The organism is Tardiphaga sp. P9-11, assembly GCF_008329525.1.
Lineage (GTDB): Bacteria > Pseudomonadota > Alphaproteobacteria > Rhizobiales > Xanthobacteraceae > Tardiphaga.
Window position 1 is genome coordinate 88660 of sequence record NZ_NPKQ01000013.1, and the last position, 15507, is coordinate 104166.

The 15507-nt window shown below is 60.8% G+C and carries 14 protein-coding genes; 13 read left to right on the forward strand and 1 reads right to left on the reverse strand.

Annotated features, from left to right (window positions below):
• The first annotated feature begins 244 nt into the window (after positions 1–244).
• From CIW50_RS26985 to CIW50_RS27010, 6 genes are all read left to right on the forward strand, one after another.
• Positions 245–712 carry a RidA family protein gene (locus CIW50_RS26985; protein WP_149534237.1) on the forward strand — a complete coding sequence of 156 codons (468 nt, stop codon included), beginning with the start codon at positions 245–247 and terminating at the stop codon, positions 710–712.
• A 111-nt stretch (positions 713–823) separates the two neighbouring features.
• Positions 824–1954, forward strand: coding sequence for an ABC transporter substrate-binding protein (locus CIW50_RS26990; RefSeq protein WP_149534238.1), 1131 nt, complete (start codon positions 824–826; stop codon positions 1952–1954).
• 4 nt (positions 1955–1958) lie between these two features.
• Positions 1959–2747, forward strand: a complete 789-nt coding sequence (locus CIW50_RS26995) for an ABC transporter ATP-binding protein (RefSeq protein WP_149534239.1) — start codon at positions 1959–1961, stop codon at positions 2745–2747.
• Between the two features lie 59 nt (positions 2748–2806).
• Positions 2807–3595: an ABC transporter permease gene (locus tag CIW50_RS27000; protein WP_149534240.1), complete on the forward strand. Its 789-nt coding sequence runs from the start codon at positions 2807–2809 to the stop codon at positions 3593–3595.
• 3 nt (positions 3596–3598) lie between these two features.
• A complete protein-coding gene (locus tag CIW50_RS27005) occupies positions 3599–4330 on the forward strand; it encodes an isochorismatase family protein (protein WP_149534241.1) in 732 nt (243 codons plus the stop codon).
• Positions 4331–4332: 2 nt separating this feature from the next.
• Positions 4333–5124: an alpha/beta fold hydrolase gene (locus tag CIW50_RS27010; RefSeq protein ID WP_172980478.1), complete on the forward strand. Its 792-nt coding sequence runs from the start codon at positions 4333–4335 to the stop codon at positions 5122–5124.
• Between the two features lie 118 nt (positions 5125–5242).
• Here the strand turns inward: CIW50_RS27010 and CIW50_RS27015 are convergent, their stop codons facing one another.
• Positions 5243–8083, reverse strand: a complete 2841-nt coding sequence (locus tag CIW50_RS27015) for an ATP-binding protein (RefSeq protein ID WP_149534243.1) — start codon at positions 8081–8083, stop codon at positions 5243–5245.
• 390 nt (positions 8084–8473) lie between these two features.
• Here CIW50_RS27015 and CIW50_RS27020 point away from each other — a divergent pair, with 390 nt between their 5' ends.
• From CIW50_RS27020 to CIW50_RS27050, 7 genes are all read left to right on the forward strand, one after another.
• The gene (locus CIW50_RS27020) at positions 8474–9787 is read left to right on the forward strand and encodes an epoxide hydrolase family protein (RefSeq protein ID WP_149534244.1); all 1314 of its coding nucleotides are present in this window, start codon (positions 8474–8476) and stop codon (positions 9785–9787) included.
• Positions 9788–9902: 115 nt separating this feature from the next.
• The gene (locus tag CIW50_RS27025) at positions 9903–10430 is read left to right on the forward strand and encodes a hypothetical protein (RefSeq protein WP_149534245.1); all 528 of its coding nucleotides are present in this window, start codon (positions 9903–9905) and stop codon (positions 10428–10430) included.
• Positions 10431–10466: 36 nt separating this feature from the next.
• Complete coding sequence (locus CIW50_RS27030) at positions 10467–11114, forward strand: cysteine hydrolase family protein (protein ID WP_149534246.1); 648 nt, start codon at positions 10467–10469, stop codon at positions 11112–11114.
• Between the two features lie 65 nt (positions 11115–11179).
• Entirely contained in the window at positions 11180–12028 is an 849-nt protein-coding gene (locus CIW50_RS27035; protein ID WP_149534247.1) for an enoyl-CoA hydratase/isomerase family protein, read from the forward strand.
• On the forward strand, positions 12025–12444 hold the full coding sequence (locus CIW50_RS27040) for an organic hydroperoxide resistance protein (protein WP_149534248.1): 420 nt from the start codon (positions 12025–12027) through the stop codon (positions 12442–12444). Before CIW50_RS27035 ends, CIW50_RS27040 begins: the two co-directional genes overlap by 4 nt.
• A 70-nt stretch (positions 12445–12514) precedes the next feature.
• Positions 12515–13567: an alpha/beta fold hydrolase gene (locus tag CIW50_RS27045; protein WP_149534249.1), complete on the forward strand. Its 1053-nt coding sequence runs from the start codon at positions 12515–12517 to the stop codon at positions 13565–13567.
• Positions 13568–13592: 25 nt separating this feature from the next.
• Positions 13593–15353, forward strand: a complete 1761-nt coding sequence (locus tag CIW50_RS27050) for an adenylate/guanylate cyclase domain-containing protein (RefSeq protein ID WP_246664471.1) — start codon at positions 13593–13595, stop codon at positions 15351–15353.
• The last annotated feature ends 154 nt before the right edge of the window (positions 15354–15507 follow it).

Genomic DNA, 15507 nt, shown 5'->3' on the forward strand with positions numbered 1-15507 from the left:
CATCCGACGAGAAAAACGCGCATCCCATAAGCAAAAGCGCTGCAAAGCCCTCTCATCCGCTCGTGCCGACGCTTCCTCCGCACACCGCCTTTCACCACAAAATTCAATTATCATAGAGAGTTATCGTCATGCCTCTTCTTCCCGGCGCCGCCAGGACCTGCTTCATAAGTAAGCATCTTATGCATATATATCCGATCCCGTTGGCCTCCCGCGCCCGACAGCCTATGCAGCAGGAACCAGCACAATGACCAGAAACGCCGAAGCACAACTCCGCGCCCTGGGCCTTGAACTGCCACCGGTGCCACCGGCGCGAGGCGCGTTCAAACCGTATTCGCGATCGGGATCGCTTATCTTTCTCGCCGGCCAGATCTGCGAGTGGAACGGCGAGGTCCGCTTCGCCGGGCAGGTCGGGGTGACGCATGATCTGCCGACCGGACAGAAGGCCGCGCAACTGTGCGCGCTAAATCTGTTGGCTTCACTGAGCCTTGCGCTCGATGGCGAGCTTGACCGCGTGGTTTGCTGCCACCGGCTAGGCGGCTTTGTTTGCGCGCAACCCGGCTATCCCGATGTCCCCAAGGTCGTGAACGGCGCTTCCGATTTGATGTTTGCCGTATTCGGCGAGCGCGGTCGCCATGCGCGCACGGCTGTCGGCGTCGCCACGCTTCCCGCCGGAGCCAGCGTCGAGGTCGATGGAATCTTCGAAGTGTCCTGACACGAAAATGAGCACGCCTCCAACTGGCACGTTTCTCGCTAGAGATCGTCCAGCCGTAAGTAAGCGTCTTCTGCATTCAAATCGTGCACTCACTCAGAAAGCAGTTCCGTCATGACCGATGATACGCGCCGCCCCGCCACCTTCCCGCACACCGGTCTCACGCGACGCTCGGCGCTCAAGGCCGCTGCCGCGCTCGCCGTTACCGGCGCCACGACACGTTTAGCAGCGCCGGCGCTCGCGCAGGCCGCTCGGCCCGTCAAGCTGACGCTGCCATGGCTGGCCAACGGCTCGACGCTGTTCGCTTACGTCGCCAAGAACCAGGGCTTCTTCAAGAAGCGCGGCATCGACATTACGATCAGCCGCGGCTTCGGCTCGGTGGCAGCCGCTCAAGCGGTCGGCGCCGGCGAGTTCGACTTCGGCTTTATCTTCGCCGGCGGTACCATTCTCGGTGCCGCCCGCGGCCTTCCGCTGGTAGCGGTATCGACGCTTGGCTACGACGCAACGATGGGTATCGCCCTGCGCGGTGACAGCCCAATCAAGACGGCGAAGGATTTGCAGGGCAAGAAGATCGGCACCGTGCCGACCTCCGCGGAGTCGCCGTACTGGCCTGCCTTCGCGCGCAAGGCCGGGATCGATACCGGTGCCGTCACCATGGTCCAGATGGACAACCGGGTGCTCGAGCAGAGCCTGGTCAACAAGCAGGTCGACGCCATCACCGCGATCGGCACGTCCAGCATCCCCGTGATCATGGCCATGAAGGAGCCGTGCCGTTTCATGCTGTGGAGCACGGCGGGCATCACGCTCTATGCCGGCCAGGTGGTGACGCGGCAGGATGTGTTCGCCAAGGACAAAGAACTGTGTCGCGCCGTCAACGACGCGCTGACGGAGGGACTGGCCTACGCGCTGAAGGATCCGGAAGCCGGCGTCGATATCTTCCTCAAGGAAATTCCGGAAATGGGCATCACCGCGGGCGGGAAGGAAAACGCCAGAATCTCGCAGGGTTTAATGCACTACACCGTAATTTCGAAAGAAGCTGAAACGCAGTCGATCGGCTATACCGACATGACGAAGGCCAGCGAAATGGTCGACATGGTGATGGAATTCGGCGCGCCGAAGGATGCTAAGAAGCCCCTGGTCAGCGAGTTGTTCACCAACGAGCTGGTGGGTTCGGTGAAGTTCTCGCCTGAAGAATGGGCGAAAGTGAAGAAGAACGTCGCCGAATACGCCGCGATCCTCGGCTGAGCGCATGCTGGCCCAGGTCGAGACATTCAAGGCGATCACCGCCGCGCGGGTTCGCAAGGTCTATGAAACACCCTCCGGTCCGGTGGAAGCCGTGGCGGAGGCGGGCTTCGAGATCGCACGGGGCGACTTCGTCTCCATTCTCGGCCCATCCGGCTGCGGCAAGAGCACGCTGATGCTGATGATCGCCGGATTGGAGTCCACGACATCGGGAACCATCACCTTGGACGGGCTGCAGGTGTCAGGACCGCAGACCGACGCCGGCATGATGTTTCAGGACCCAACGCTGCTGCCGTGGCGCAGCGTGCTGGATAATGTGCTATTCCCGATCGACATGCGCGGCGCGGTATCTTCCGAAAGCCGGACGCGCGCCGAAAGCCTATTGCGGATGGTCGATCTGTGGTCCTTTCGCGACAAGCGACCGCGCGAGCTGTCCGGCGGGATGCGGCAGCGCGTGGCGCTGGCGCGCGCACTGGTCAACGACCCGCGCATCCTGCTGATGGACGAACCGTTCAGTGCGCTGGACGCCATCACCCGCGACGAAATGGGCTACGCGCTGGCCCGCATTTGGGACACCACGCGCAAGACTGCCATCTTCATCACCCACTCCATTCGCGAGGCGATCTTCCTGTCCGACCGCGTGCTTGTCATGGGGCGCCGTCCGTCTACCATCATCGAGGATGTCAGAATTCCGTTCGAGCGCCCGCGCGATCCGTCCATCGAGGCCGACCCGCGCTTTAACGAACTTTATCTTCATCTGAAGGCCTCGATTCACCGAACCACGGGTGCGCAGTGAACGGGATTGTAAAAAATTCAGATCTGGCGCCGACGAGCGCGGCTTCCGCGCGGGCCCCCTTGCCGGCGCCGAGTCCGCCGTCGCGCCTCGGCGTGCTGCGCGGGCAGGCCCGCCTGGTCGTACTGCCGGTCATCGCCGCGGCGCTGGTGATCACGGGCTGGGAAGCCGTGGTCCGCATCAAGCAGATCCCCAACACCCTGCTACCCGCGCCGTCCGCGGTGGCGATCCGTCTGACGGAGACATTGCCGTTTCTGCTCGGCCAGGCCGTACCGACGACGCTGGAAACCATCGCCAGCTTTCTGATCTCGATGGTGCTCGGTATCAGCCTCGCGGTGCTGATTTGCAAGTCGCGGCTGATGCGCGACGCGCTGTATCCGAACATCGTGCTGTTCCAGTTGATTCCGAAGATCGCGCTGGCGCCGCTGTTCATCGTCTGGCTCGGCATTGGCAGCACGTCGCGCATCACCTTCGGCGTATTCATCTCGTTCTTTCCGGTGGTGGTAGCGACGCTGACCGGCCTGACGTCGGTCGACCGCGACCTGCTGCGGCTGTGCAAGGCCGTCGGCGCAGACGAGTCGCGGATCTATGCCAAGGTCCGGTTTCCCGCGGCCGTGCCGCATCTGTTTTCCGGACTGAAGATCGCCATCACCTTTGCCATGATCGGCGTCATCGTCGGCGAGTTCATCACCGCGCAGGCCGGGCTCGGCTACATGATCCTGTTCGCGGCCTCGCAGGCGGAGATGACGTTGATCTTCGCGTCGATTGTCGTGCTCTGCGTGATCGGCCTCGTTCTCTACGGGATTATCGTCATGGCCGAAGCGCTGGCGCTCAAGAAGTATGGAGCCTGATCGATGGACTCAACCAGCCCGGCCATCGTCCTGTCACACGCCTCGGATGCGGTGACGATCACGGCCGAACCGGAGAGCCTCACCATCGGCCAGGCGACCACGGCGCTGGTCGTGGTAGACATGCAGAACGCCTATCTGTCCAAGAGCGGCTATCTCGACCGCGTCGGTTTCGACGTCTCGACCAGCGCGCCGGTGATCGACAAGGCGGCAGCCGTTCTGGCGGCCGCACGCGGTGCCGGCATGTTCGTCATCCATCTGCAGAACGGGTTCAACGCGCTGCAGACAGAAGCCGGGGGGCCAACGTCACCGGTCTGGCACAAGTCGAATGCGCTGAAATACATGCGCGCCAACCCGGCCGAGCGCGGCAAGCTGATCACCCACGGCACCTGGGACCATGACTTCGTCGAGCCGATGCGCCCCATCGCCGGCGAGGCGGTGATTCCGAAGGCGCGCTACAGCGGCTTTGCCGGCACCCACCTCGAACAACTGCTGCGCGCGCGCGGCATCACCACCATCGTGCTGGTCGGCGTCAACACTAATGTCTGCGTCGAAGCCACCCTGCGCGATGCCTATCATCGCGAATTCTTCGCCCTGATGATTCCGGACGCCACCCTGCAGGCTGGATCCAATTCTATCTTCGAGGCAACAGTGTTCAATGTCACCCGCTTCTTCGGATGGGTGACCTCAAGTGAAAAAATGATTGCCGCACTGGCGAGCTTACCCAAACGAGTATGACAATGCCGAATTTTCTCAAGCGTCCCGATGGGCGCCTCGCCTACGATGTCAATGGCAGCGGCCCGCCGCTGTTGCTCGTAACGGGGCTGGGCGGGTCGCGGCACTACTGGGCGAACGTGGTGCCGGCGCTGGCGCGCGAATTCACCGTGATCACCCACGACCACATGGGCATCGGCGACAGCCAGGGCGACCGCATCGCGCACACGGTGGAAGCCCTGACCGATGACGTCGTGGCGCTGATGAACCACCTCGGACTCCCTCGAGCCAATCTGCTCGGTCATTCGACCGGTGCCGCCGTCGGCCAGATCTTGGCACAGGATCATCCACAGCGATTGCTCAAGCTGGCGCTGTCGGCGGGATGGGCCGGTCCCGATTCCTACTTCGAACTGTGCTTCGCAGCTCGAAAATCCCTGCTGTTGGGATCCGGCATCGCTGCCTATCAGCGCTCCTCCGCCATATTCCTGTACCCGCCGTCCTGGATCAGCGCGGATGCCGCGCGTCTTGAAACGTTGCTAGCCGGCTTCATCGCGTCGACACCCCCTACCGACGTGCTTGCCGCCCGCATCGACATGATCGTGGCGTTCAATCGCCGCGCGCGCCGGCACGAGATCGCTGCACCGACCTTGGTGATCTGTGCCGCAGACGACCAGTTGACGCCAATGCATCTTTCCGAGGAGCTTGCCTCCGGCATCCCGCAATCACGGCTGGTGCGCCTCGCCTGGGGCGGCCACGCCTCATCGCAGACCGCTCCGGAAGGCTTTCTGAACGCCGTGCTCGACTTCTTTCGAACTTGATTGACAGTCTCGTTTCAGAAAACACGGCCGGAAGGAATCCCATCGATTGGCGGCTCTGGGCCAGGAGCAGCCATTCATCTGAGCCCGCCTTGGACTTAAATTGAGATGAAAACGTCGGCTAGGTGATTCTACTGAGCAATTCGCCTGCTTTCTCTAGATCTGCTGTCTCGTGGCCCTCCGCAAAAACGAGGTACACATTCGCCAGAAGTTCTTTGGCGTTGTCTTGCCTTTTTGTGTCTAGCATCAGTTTAGCTAGGTCGGTCGCCGCGCGAAGCTCCCAGGCCCGCGATCCCTGCAAGCGAGCCAGATCGAGCGATTCCCGGAAGCATGATTCAGCTTCGTGCCGACGCGCTTCTGGAAGCTCGCAAAGCAGCTTTCCCTTCACGCGCAACAGTTCGGGCAGTTGGATTAATTCTCCGCTGCTCTTCACGCGATCAATCGATTCGTCGATCAGTGCCAGTCCCTCGCCGGCCTGCCCGAGCTTCATGAGCCCGAGCGCCAGTTCCATATTGAACTCCGTCGTCAACAATTCATGGCGTGCCGCATGGATGGGCCGGAGTGCAGCCTTGAGATCGTGGACACCTTGCCTCACCGCTCCCCCGCGGATCGTCAGCTCCGCCTTGCGGCATCGCCCAATGGCCATCAGCGGTCCCATCGCATTCGCTTCGGCCAGTGAATATGAACGGTCGGCATAGTGCTGGGCGGAAGCGAGATCGCCGCGCCAGAGAGCGACGGTCGTGGCACCGGCCAGTACCAGAGCGAGTGCGGCTGAATGCCCCGTGGCTTCGGACGCTTTGACAGCCTCGCTCGCACGCTCCGCTGCCTGATCGGAGTAACCTTGCAGCCAGAGCGTCCGCGCCAAAGCGATAAGTGACCGATAATGCGGGTCGTAGCCAAGAAAGATCGAACTATGCTGCGAATGAGCAAGCACACTGATCAGGCTTTCGAGTTCGGAGCGCGATCGATCGAGATCGCCCGAAAACTGCAGGGCCATTCCAAGTGCCGAATGTGCGAGCGCCATGATCGCTGGGTCGTCTGACCGTTCGGCCAGAGCGCGGCAACGTTCGGCATATTCGAGCAGTATGCTGAAATGCCCGGTTCGGGCGTGAAAGACGTACTGCATGTTGAGCAGTCCCGCCTCGTAGATGGTGTCGCCATTCGTCTCAGCGATCGTCAGACTTCTGTTGAGTGCATCGTTGACGCCTTCGTTATCGCCATACATCTGGGACAAGGAGACCCCGAGACCAGCCTGCAGGCGCATCTCTTGGGAGCTGCCGACGACGTTCGTATCAAGCGCGATCAAGGCGCGCTCGGACCAGCGATGGCATTCCGGAAGCAACGACATGGCGAGAAAGATCTCGACCGCCGCTGCGGCCAGTCGAATGCCGAGCTGAGTATCGCCGTCCTCTCCGAAGCACCAGTCGAGCGCCGCACGCACGTTGTTCATGTTCGCAAAGTGCGACACGCGTTCGAAGCCGCTCGAAAAGGTCGACCAATCTCGTCCTCTCTGCTCAAGCCATGCCATATAATGGGTAGCATGCCTGACAGCGAGGTCACGCGACTCGTCGTCTTCGATCTGGATGTCCAGGGCATAGGCCCGCGTCGTATCCAGAAGACGATAGCTCATCACTGTACCAACAGGTCGGGCCGCGACGATCGACTTGGCAATCAGGGTATCTATCGTATTGGGCACATCCTTTCGATTGATACCGTTTCCGCAAACCGCTGCTACGGCGTCGAGCGTGAAATGCCCGACAAAGACCGCTAGGCGGCGAAGGATGGTACGCTCCAGATCAGAAAGAAGGCTATAACTCCAGTCAATGGTGGCGTGCAGGGTCCTTTGGCGCGGCGGCGCGCTCCTTGGTCCGAGCCAGGACAAGGCAAGCCTCTGGTCCAACAACTGGGCGGTGCCGTGAACGCCATAGGTCTCGACCCGTCGCGCCGCGAGCTCGATTGCGAGCGCCACGCCATCGAGCCTCCGACACACACTCGCCACAACCGGTGCCTCATCGTCGCTGAAATGGAGCTGCGCCCCGCTCGCGCGGGCCCGTTCGACAAAAAGCTGGATCGCCGGAAATCGCCTGGCCGCTTCTGCCGTCAACTCCACACCCATTGGCGGACATGCCAACGTATCGAGCCGATAGACGTTCTCTCCTTCGGCCTGCAGCGCTTCACGGCTGGTTGCGAGAATGTGGACATTGGGAGCGTTCGCAAAGATCAGAGACGCAAAAGCAGCCACCGGCTCGATGAGATGTTCGCAGGTGTCGAGGATCAGCAGGATCCGCCTGTCTTTCAGAGAGGCGAGGATGCTAGGCGCCGCATTATCGGATTGCACCGACAGTCCGAGCAGGGACGCGACAATCGTCCCGACCAAAGCGGGATCACTGACCACGCTGAGGTCAACGAAGAGCAGCGCTCCCGAGAAGCTTTCCATCAATTGATGCCCCACGGCGATGGCAAGCGTTGTCTTTCCAACCCCGCCAGCCCCGACGATGGTCACGAAGCGGGTGGCGCGTAGCCGTGCGGGTATCTCCTCAATCTCGACCTCGCGATCGATCATCGGCAGGCGTATCGGCAAATTGGCGTGCTGGAATGACACCACATGCGGCGCGTCGGAAGGCCGAGTACGTGCGCTCGACAGCTCCGCCACAAAAGAATAACCGCGCCCGGGTGAATTGACGATGTAACGCTGGCCATCGACGCCGTCGCCAAGCGCCTTGCGCAAATTGGCCATATGAAACCGCAGGCTGCCTTCCTCGACAACCAGACCGGGCCAGACTTCGCGCAGCAGATCGGCCTTGCTGATCAGTTCATTTGGTCGCGACACGAGCGCAACCAGCAGATCATAAGCCCGGCCGCGAAGCTCCACGCGGATATCGTTTTTCGTCAGCAGCCGTTCGCTGGGATTCAAGCAGAACGGGCCGAACGAAAAGGTTTCCTTGCTCTGCACTGCGGGCATCGACTGGTGTTGGCTTTGCGGATCGTGACCGAGTTGGGCGGGTCACGGCATTTCCGATGACGGATAGTTCCTCTTATCCGATCTCCGGCAAAAATAGTAGCTGCCGTGCGACATCTACCAGCGCAGCTCTCGGCTCTACCCGGGCATCCTCTTTCATTTTCATCATAAAAATCAACAATTTGATAGCGCACCTGCCCAAGCCTCATCCAAATGCGCGAAAGTCGGCAGGCGCTTACAACCGCGCATAACACGGCCAACTGCGCGAAAACTAACGGACCATAACAATCCATAACGGGCCAATTCCGGCCGTCGGCGTCAATGTGTCTCCAGCGCGAACGACCTGCCGAACACGACCGGTCGGTGTCGCCGGCAGCGATCAGGGAGACACAGATGAACAAGCAATCAGACGACAATCGTGTAGACGCCGACCGCCGACAACTGCTCGGCGTCGTGGCAATGGGAGCGGTCGCCGCCAGCATGTCCAGCCTGCTTTCGGTGCAGCCGGCACCCGCTGCAACGAATGCAACCATCAAACCATTCCGCGTCATCGTGCCGGAGCGCGATCTCACCGACCTCCGCCGGCGTCTGGCGGCCACCCGCTGGCCCGATCGCGAGACCGTCGCGGATCAATCGCAAGGTGTGCAACTGTCGACGATACAGCAGCTCGTTCGCTACTGGCACAGCGACTATGACTGGCGAAAGGTCGAGGCTCGTCTCAATGCTCTGCCGCAATTCACCACGCAGATCGACGGCGTCGACATCCATTTCATCCACGTCCGCTCCCGTCACGACAATGCGCTTCCAATGATCGTCACGCATGGCTGGCCAGGATCGATCATCGAACAGATGAAGATCATCGGCCCGCTGACCGACCCGACCGCCCATGGCGGCTCGTCATCGGATGCGTTCGACTTGGTCATCCCGTCGCTGCCGGGTCATGGCTTCTCGGGCAAGCCGACGACGCCCGGCTGGGATCCGCAACGCATCGCACGCGCCTGGGCCGCACTCATGAAGCGCCTTGGCTACACCCGCTACGTTGCCCAGGGCGGCGATTGGGGAAATGCTGTGACGGAGCAGCTGGCATTGCTGGCGCCGCCCGGGCTGCTCGGCATTCACACCAACATGCCGGCGACCGTTCCTGCCGACATCGCCAAGGCGCTTCAACCTGGCGGATCTCGGCCATCCGGCCTGTCGCCCGACGAGGGGCATGCCTATGACCAGCTCGACGACTTCTACAAGCATGGTCTCGGCTATGCGATCGAGATGTCGAACCGACCGCAGACGCTTTACGGGCTGGTCGATTCCCCTGCAGGCCTCGCATCCTGGATGCTCGATCACGACGCGCGTAGCGCCGCCATGATTGCGCGAGTGTTCGACGGCAAGACCGAGGGCCTATCCCGCGACGACGTCCTCGACAACATCACGCTCTACTGGCTCACCAATACGGCGGTCTCGTCGGCGCGGCTGTATTGGGAAAACAAGCTGGTGTTCTTCGATCCCAAGCACGTGCAGATCCCGGTCGCCGTCAGCGTCTTTCCGGACGAGATCTATGCCGCGCCGCGGAGCTGGGCCGAGAAGGCCTATCCGAAGCTGATTTACTTCAACCAGGCCAGCAAAGGCGGCCACTTCGCCGCCTGGGAGCAGCCGAAACTGTTCTGCGCGGAAATGCAGGCAGCGTTCCGCTCCCTTCGCCAGCCCACGTAGGTCCCGAATGCGACCTCCGCTTGAAATGCTTCGGACCCGCAAACACCGCTCAGCCCGAAGCCACCTCCAACCCAAAACATAACACCCGTTCTCACAGCAAACAGGAGACACCAAAATGACCACCAACCAGATTGTCGATTCCAGCTTCACCGCACTGATCAATGCACCGATCGAAAAGATCGACATTCCAACCTGGTGCTTCAATCTTTCCGAGCGCGAGTACCAGGGCTGCTCGCCCGCGCATATCGCCGCGGGATTTACCACGGCGCCTGACGGAAAACGCATGTCCATCAACGTGGAGACGATCGGCGGCAGCCTGATGGTGCAACACTATGTCGAGACCCTTGGACAAAAGGATCATCTGGTCTTGGATTCCACCTCGGATGTCTTCACGCCTACCGGCCGCACCACGATCCACGTAACTTGGGAGCTGCGCGTTCGGGAGATCGAGCCCGGCAAATGCGAGTTCACCAACCGCGTCCAGTCATATGCGACAGATGAATTCATGACGTTCATCGGCAAGCAGGGAATTCCGTTCGACGTGTTCCGCGCCCAGCGGCAACCATCCTCGATCGCACATAACCAGAGCGAGACGCCGATGTTCGCCGCCAGCATCGAGCGCGCCGCACTGAGCATCGGCTGAGATCAAACGCGGCCGCCCGCCGCAACGGAGAGCATCATGACATACCCATCCTACGACAAGAACATCACCGGCCTCCTGGTCGTCGATCCCTATAACGACTTCATTTCGGAAGGCGGCAATATCTGGCCCCGGATCAAGGCCGTGGCCGAAGCGAATAATTGCGTACCGCACATGCAGCAAGTCCTGAACGCTGCGCGTGCCGCGGAGCTTCGCGTCTTCTATGCCATGCACCATCGCTACCGTGCCGGCGACTATTCCTCCTGGAAGTACATTGCGCCTATCCAAAGGGCGGCATGGAAGAACAAGAGCTTCGAGTTCGGTACATGGCGCGGCGAATTTCGCGCCGAATTCGTACCAGAGCCAGGCGATATCGTTGCCAGCGAGCACTGGTGCTCCAGCGGCTTCGCCAATACCGACCTCGATCTGCAGCTCAAGAAGCACGGCATCCATCAGCTAATCGTAATCGGACTGATCGCGCACACCTGTATCGAGGCGACCGTCCGATTCGCGGCCGAACTCGGCTACGACGTCACCGTCATCAAGGATGCCGTAGCCGATTATTCGGACGAGATGATGCACGCCGCGCTCGAATTCAACATACCGAACTACGCCAGCGCCATCGTCACGACCGAGGAAATCCTCGCAGCATTGGCGCCGGCGGCTGTCGAGCCTACCGCACCATAGAGCACTGACATGCGAGACGCCCCGTCCGGCTGGAGCGTCTCACGACCCTTCACGAGGAGGTCCCAATGACAAGACAGATCGCTTTCGAACAGCAAGCCGCAGGGCTATGGACTGCGACGTTCGATAATCCGCCAATTAACCTGATCGACCCGGACACAGTTGGCGAGCTGTTGCAGGTCGTTGCCTCGATGGAAAACGACGAAGAGGTCAAGGTCGTCGTTTTTCGAAGCGCGGACCCCGACTTCTTCCTCGCTCACTGGGATGTCGCCGCCGATCAGGCGAAACTTGCGGCAATACCTCATGGTCCGACAGGACTGCCTCCATGGGCCGACTTGCTGATACAGCTTTCGCGCGCACCCGCCATCTCGATCGCCGAGATCCGTGGACGTGCGCGCGGTGCCGGAAGCGAATTCATTCTGGCCTGCGACATGCGTTTCGCCAGCCGCGAGCGAGCAATCCTGGGGCAGCCCGAGGTCGGCCTCGGCATGATACCTGGTGGCAATCCGATGGCCCGCCTAGCCGGCCTTACGGGACGCGGGCGCGGGCTGGAGATTATTCTCGGCGCTGATGATTTCTCTGCCGAGGTTGCGGAGCTGTACGGCTACGTCAACCGAGCAGTGCGCGACGACGAGATCGAGACCTTCGTCGACTCATTTGCCCGTCGCTTGGCATCTTTCGAAAAACACGCGCTGACGGGCGCCAAGGCGCTGATGAACGACGTCTCGTTACCGCCGGACGACGTCTTTCCGCCTGCATTGACGGCCTTCCGCACCTCGTCGGCACATCCCAAGACCCGAGCGCGTGCTGCGTCGCTGTTCGAACACGGTCTGCAGCAGCGTTCTGAAACCGAACTCCACCTGGGTCGGGAATTGGCCCGAACCAACTTCAATCAGAAAGAAAGGACTGCATCATGACCACGGATTCAAAGGTTCTCTACACCGCCAAAACCCACACTACCGGAGGCCGGGCGCATGGCGTCTCCCGCAGTTCAGACGGCCGCCTCGACATCAAGCTCTCGACGCCAGGAACGGCCGGGGTTGGCACAAACCCGGAGCAATTGTTCGCCGCTGGTTGGTCTGCGTGCTTCGAAGGCGCGATGACGATCGTCGCACACAAGCGCAAGATAGCACTTCCGGACGATCTCGCCATTGATGCTGAGGTGGACCTGAACCTCTCAGGTGACGCCTACTTCCTTCGCGCGCGCCTCAATATCAGCGCGCCCGGCATGGACAGGGAAATCGCCCACTCGCTGGCGGAGGAGGCACATGGGGTTTGCCCCTATTCAAAGGCCGTTCACGGCAACGTCGATATCACCACCACCATCATCTGAGGCCCGCATTGCCGCTGGTCGGCGCAGAACAACATGCACACAGCTTCATGTAAGATAAGGGAGATGCACGATGATCCAACCCATTCATCGCAACAGACGCCAGTTCCTCGGTATCGCGGCGGCGAGTGTTGCCGTCGGCCTGAACTTGTCCCGCACCGCCGATGCGCGGGCGGCCAACGCCGCATCGCCCCGGCAGCCTAAGACAACAGCCGGCAACAGCGCTTCGTTCGACACATTGAAGCAGGTCGATGCCGGCCTGCTCAATGTCGGCTATGCCGAGGCAGGCCCCGCCGACGGCCCGGTCGCGATCCTGCTGCACGGCTGGCCCTATGACATTCATAGCTTCGTCGATGTGGCACCTTTACTGGCGCAGGCCGGCTATCGCGTCGTCGTGCCGTATTTGCGCGGCTACGGGACAACACGGTTTCTCTCACCGGATACCCCGCGGACAGGCCAACCCGCGGCACTTGCGGATGACATCGTCGCGCTGATGGATGCACTCAAGATCCAAAAGGCGACAATCGCCGGCTTCGACTGGGGTGCGCGGACCGCCAACATCATTGCAGCAGCCTATCCGGAGCGCTGCAAGGCCATGGTTTCGGTCAGCGGCTACCTGATCTCCGGCCAGGAAGTCGGGAAGGCACCACTACCGCCGTCGGCTGAATTGCAATGGTGGTATCAATTCTATTTCGCCACCGAACGAGGCCGGGATGGCTACAACAGGTATCGGCGCGAGTTTGCCAAACTGATCTGGCAGCTGGCCTCGCCGGGATGGGCATTCGACGACGCGACCTTCGAGCGCAGCGCACAGTCGTTGGACAATCCCGACCACGTCGCTATCGTAGTCCACAATTATCGCTGGCGGATGGCACTAGCCCAGGGAGACGGACACTATCCTGAACTGGACCGGATCGTCGCAGCGACGCCTTCGATCGCGGTGCCCACTATCACGATGGAGGGTGACGCCAACGGTGCTCCCCATCCGACTCCTGCAGCCTATGCGAGGAGGTTTTCGGGCAAATATGAGCACCGAGAGGTCCGCGGCGGCATCGGCCACAATCTACCGCAGGAGGCCCCGCAAGCTTTTTCCGCTGCCGTGATCGATGCCGGCAGGATGGCGTAGTCGATCTCATTGAGGGAGCCACGCCGTGTTAAAAGGACCCATCGCGCGAAGACTTGCGGCTGTACTGGCGGCGGACATCGTCGGCTATTCCCGCCTGATGGGAGATGACGAGACCGGGACCTTGTCGGCCTTGAAGGCGCTGCGACACGAGCTCGTCGATCCCGAGATCGCTGCACATCGAGGGCGGATCGTCAAAACGACCGGCGACGGCATATTGGTTGAATTCGCCAGTTCCGTCGACGCTCTGACGTGTGCGGTCGAGATCCAGCGGAATGTTGCCAAGCAAGCCGCCGGTACGGCTGGCTCGAAGCTCCAGTATCGGATCGGGATCAACATCGGTGACATCATTGTCGAGGACGACGATATCTTCGGCGACAGCGTAAATGTTGCCGCGCGACTTGAAAGCATTGCCCCGCCTGGCGGAATCTGCCTGTCGTCTTTCGCCTATGAGCAGGTGCAGGACAAGGTCAGTTTCAATTTCGTGGATATCGGCGAGCAGAGTCTCAAGAACATCCGACGCCCGGTTCGCGCCTACGCCGTGGAGCACGACGCGTATCGTGAACGAAGTGCGGCAATTTCGTCTTCGATCCCTCGATTGTCGATCGTCGTCCTGCCATTCGCCAATTTTGGCGATCCCGCAGAGGATCACTTCGTGGACGGACTGACCGAGAGCCTGACCACGGATCTCTCGCGCATTGCGGGTGCCTTTGTCATTGCGCGCAACACGGCATTCACATTCAAGGGGAAGTCCGTTGACGTCAGGACGCTCGGGCGTGAGCTGAATGTCCGCTACGCGCTCGAAGGATCTGTGCAATTCGGCGGCGACCGATGGCGCGTCAACGTTCAGTTGATCGACGCGATGACCGGGAGCCATCTTTGGGCCGAGCGCTTCGATCAGCCCATCATCGATCTGTTCGAAGTACAGGACGAGATCGTTGCAAGAATCGCCAACGCGTTGGGTGCCCAACTGATTGCGAACGAAGCGCGACGCGCCGCATCTGCGACGCATTTCGACGTGATGGACCTCTACTTCCAGGGGATGGCTTGCCACAACAAGGGGGCGGCCCCCGAGCATCTGGCGGCGGCAAAGCGCTTCTTTGAGAAAGCTTTGACGCTGGAGCCCGACAACGTGGAATCCCTCGTTGGATACGCATATGTCGATGCAATCAGCGCAGGCTCCTTCGTTACTGACGACCGTTCCGCACGTTTTACGGCGGCGGAGATGAATCTGGTCAAGGCTCTGTCCCTATCCCCGGAACATGCACAGGCGCATATGCTTCTAGGCTTTGTCCAGATCTCGACAAACCGAGCGACGCAAGGAATTGCCAAATGTGAACAGGCGTTATCCTTGGACCGAAACCTCGCAACCGCACATGGATGGATGGGCCTTGCTAAGGTTTATATGGGGCGCTCAAACGAAACTGAGTCTCACATCCGCGAGGCGCTTCGGCTTTCTCCCCGTGACACTGGAGCTTTCCGTTGGACCCATTTTCTTGGTGTTGCAAAAATGAACCTCGACGCCAACGTGGAAGCTGCCCTTTGGCTGCGCCGCGGCATTGAACTCAATCGCAACTACGCCATTGGACATTTTCGTCTCGCTGCCGTCTTTGCGCAACTTGGCGAGCTGGATCAAGCGCGAGCGGCAACTCAGCTGGGTCTCTCGCTCGATCCTCACTTCACAATCCGTCGGTTCTCTTCCCATCTGGCAAGCGATGATCCCACTTATCTGTCTGGCTGCGCGCGGACGTGCAGCGGTATGCGGTTGGCTGGGGTTCCGGAGGGGTGACCCGATTCTCTCTGCAAACGGTGCATTACCTTACTGCATTTGCAGAGAGACTGCCTGCAAGGCTCGCCTTCTGGGGATGGCCGCTTTGCGCCAATAGCGGTCATTGTCGAGGGCGAAGACCTACCCGGGTTTTCGGATTCAAGGTTGGCTTCAT

Coding starts and splice junctions, on each gene's coding strand:
- CIW50_RS26985 (WP_149534237.1), top strand. CDS start 245: ATGACCAGAAACGCCGAAGCACAACTCCGCGCCCTGGGCCTTGAACTG.
- CIW50_RS26995 (WP_149534239.1), top strand. CDS start 1,959: ATGCTGGCCCAGGTCGAGACATTCAAGGCGATCACCGCCGCGCGGGTT.
- CIW50_RS27005 (WP_149534241.1), top strand. CDS start 3,599: ATGGACTCAACCAGCCCGGCCATCGTCCTGTCACACGCCTCGGATGCG.
- CIW50_RS27045 (WP_149534249.1), top strand. CDS start 12,515: ATGATCCAACCCATTCATCGCAACAGACGCCAGTTCCTCGGTATCGCG.
- CIW50_RS27015 (WP_149534243.1), bottom strand. CDS start 8,083: ATGCCCGCAGTGCAGAGCAAGGAAACCTTTTCGTTCGGCCCGTTCTGC.
- CIW50_RS27010 (WP_172980478.1), top strand. CDS start 4,333: ATGCCGAATTTTCTCAAGCGTCCCGATGGGCGCCTCGCCTACGATGTC.
- CIW50_RS27020 (WP_149534244.1), top strand. CDS start 8,474: ATGAACAAGCAATCAGACGACAATCGTGTAGACGCCGACCGCCGACAA.
- CIW50_RS27035 (WP_149534247.1), top strand. CDS start 11,180: ATGACAAGACAGATCGCTTTCGAACAGCAAGCCGCAGGGCTATGGACT.
- CIW50_RS27025 (WP_149534245.1), top strand. CDS start 9,903: ATGACCACCAACCAGATTGTCGATTCCAGCTTCACCGCACTGATCAAT.
- CIW50_RS26990 (WP_149534238.1), top strand. CDS start 824: ATGACCGATGATACGCGCCGCCCCGCCACCTTCCCGCACACCGGTCTC.
- CIW50_RS27030 (WP_149534246.1), top strand. CDS start 10,467: ATGACATACCCATCCTACGACAAGAACATCACCGGCCTCCTGGTCGTC.
- CIW50_RS27040 (WP_149534248.1), top strand. CDS start 12,025: ATGACCACGGATTCAAAGGTTCTCTACACCGCCAAAACCCACACTACC.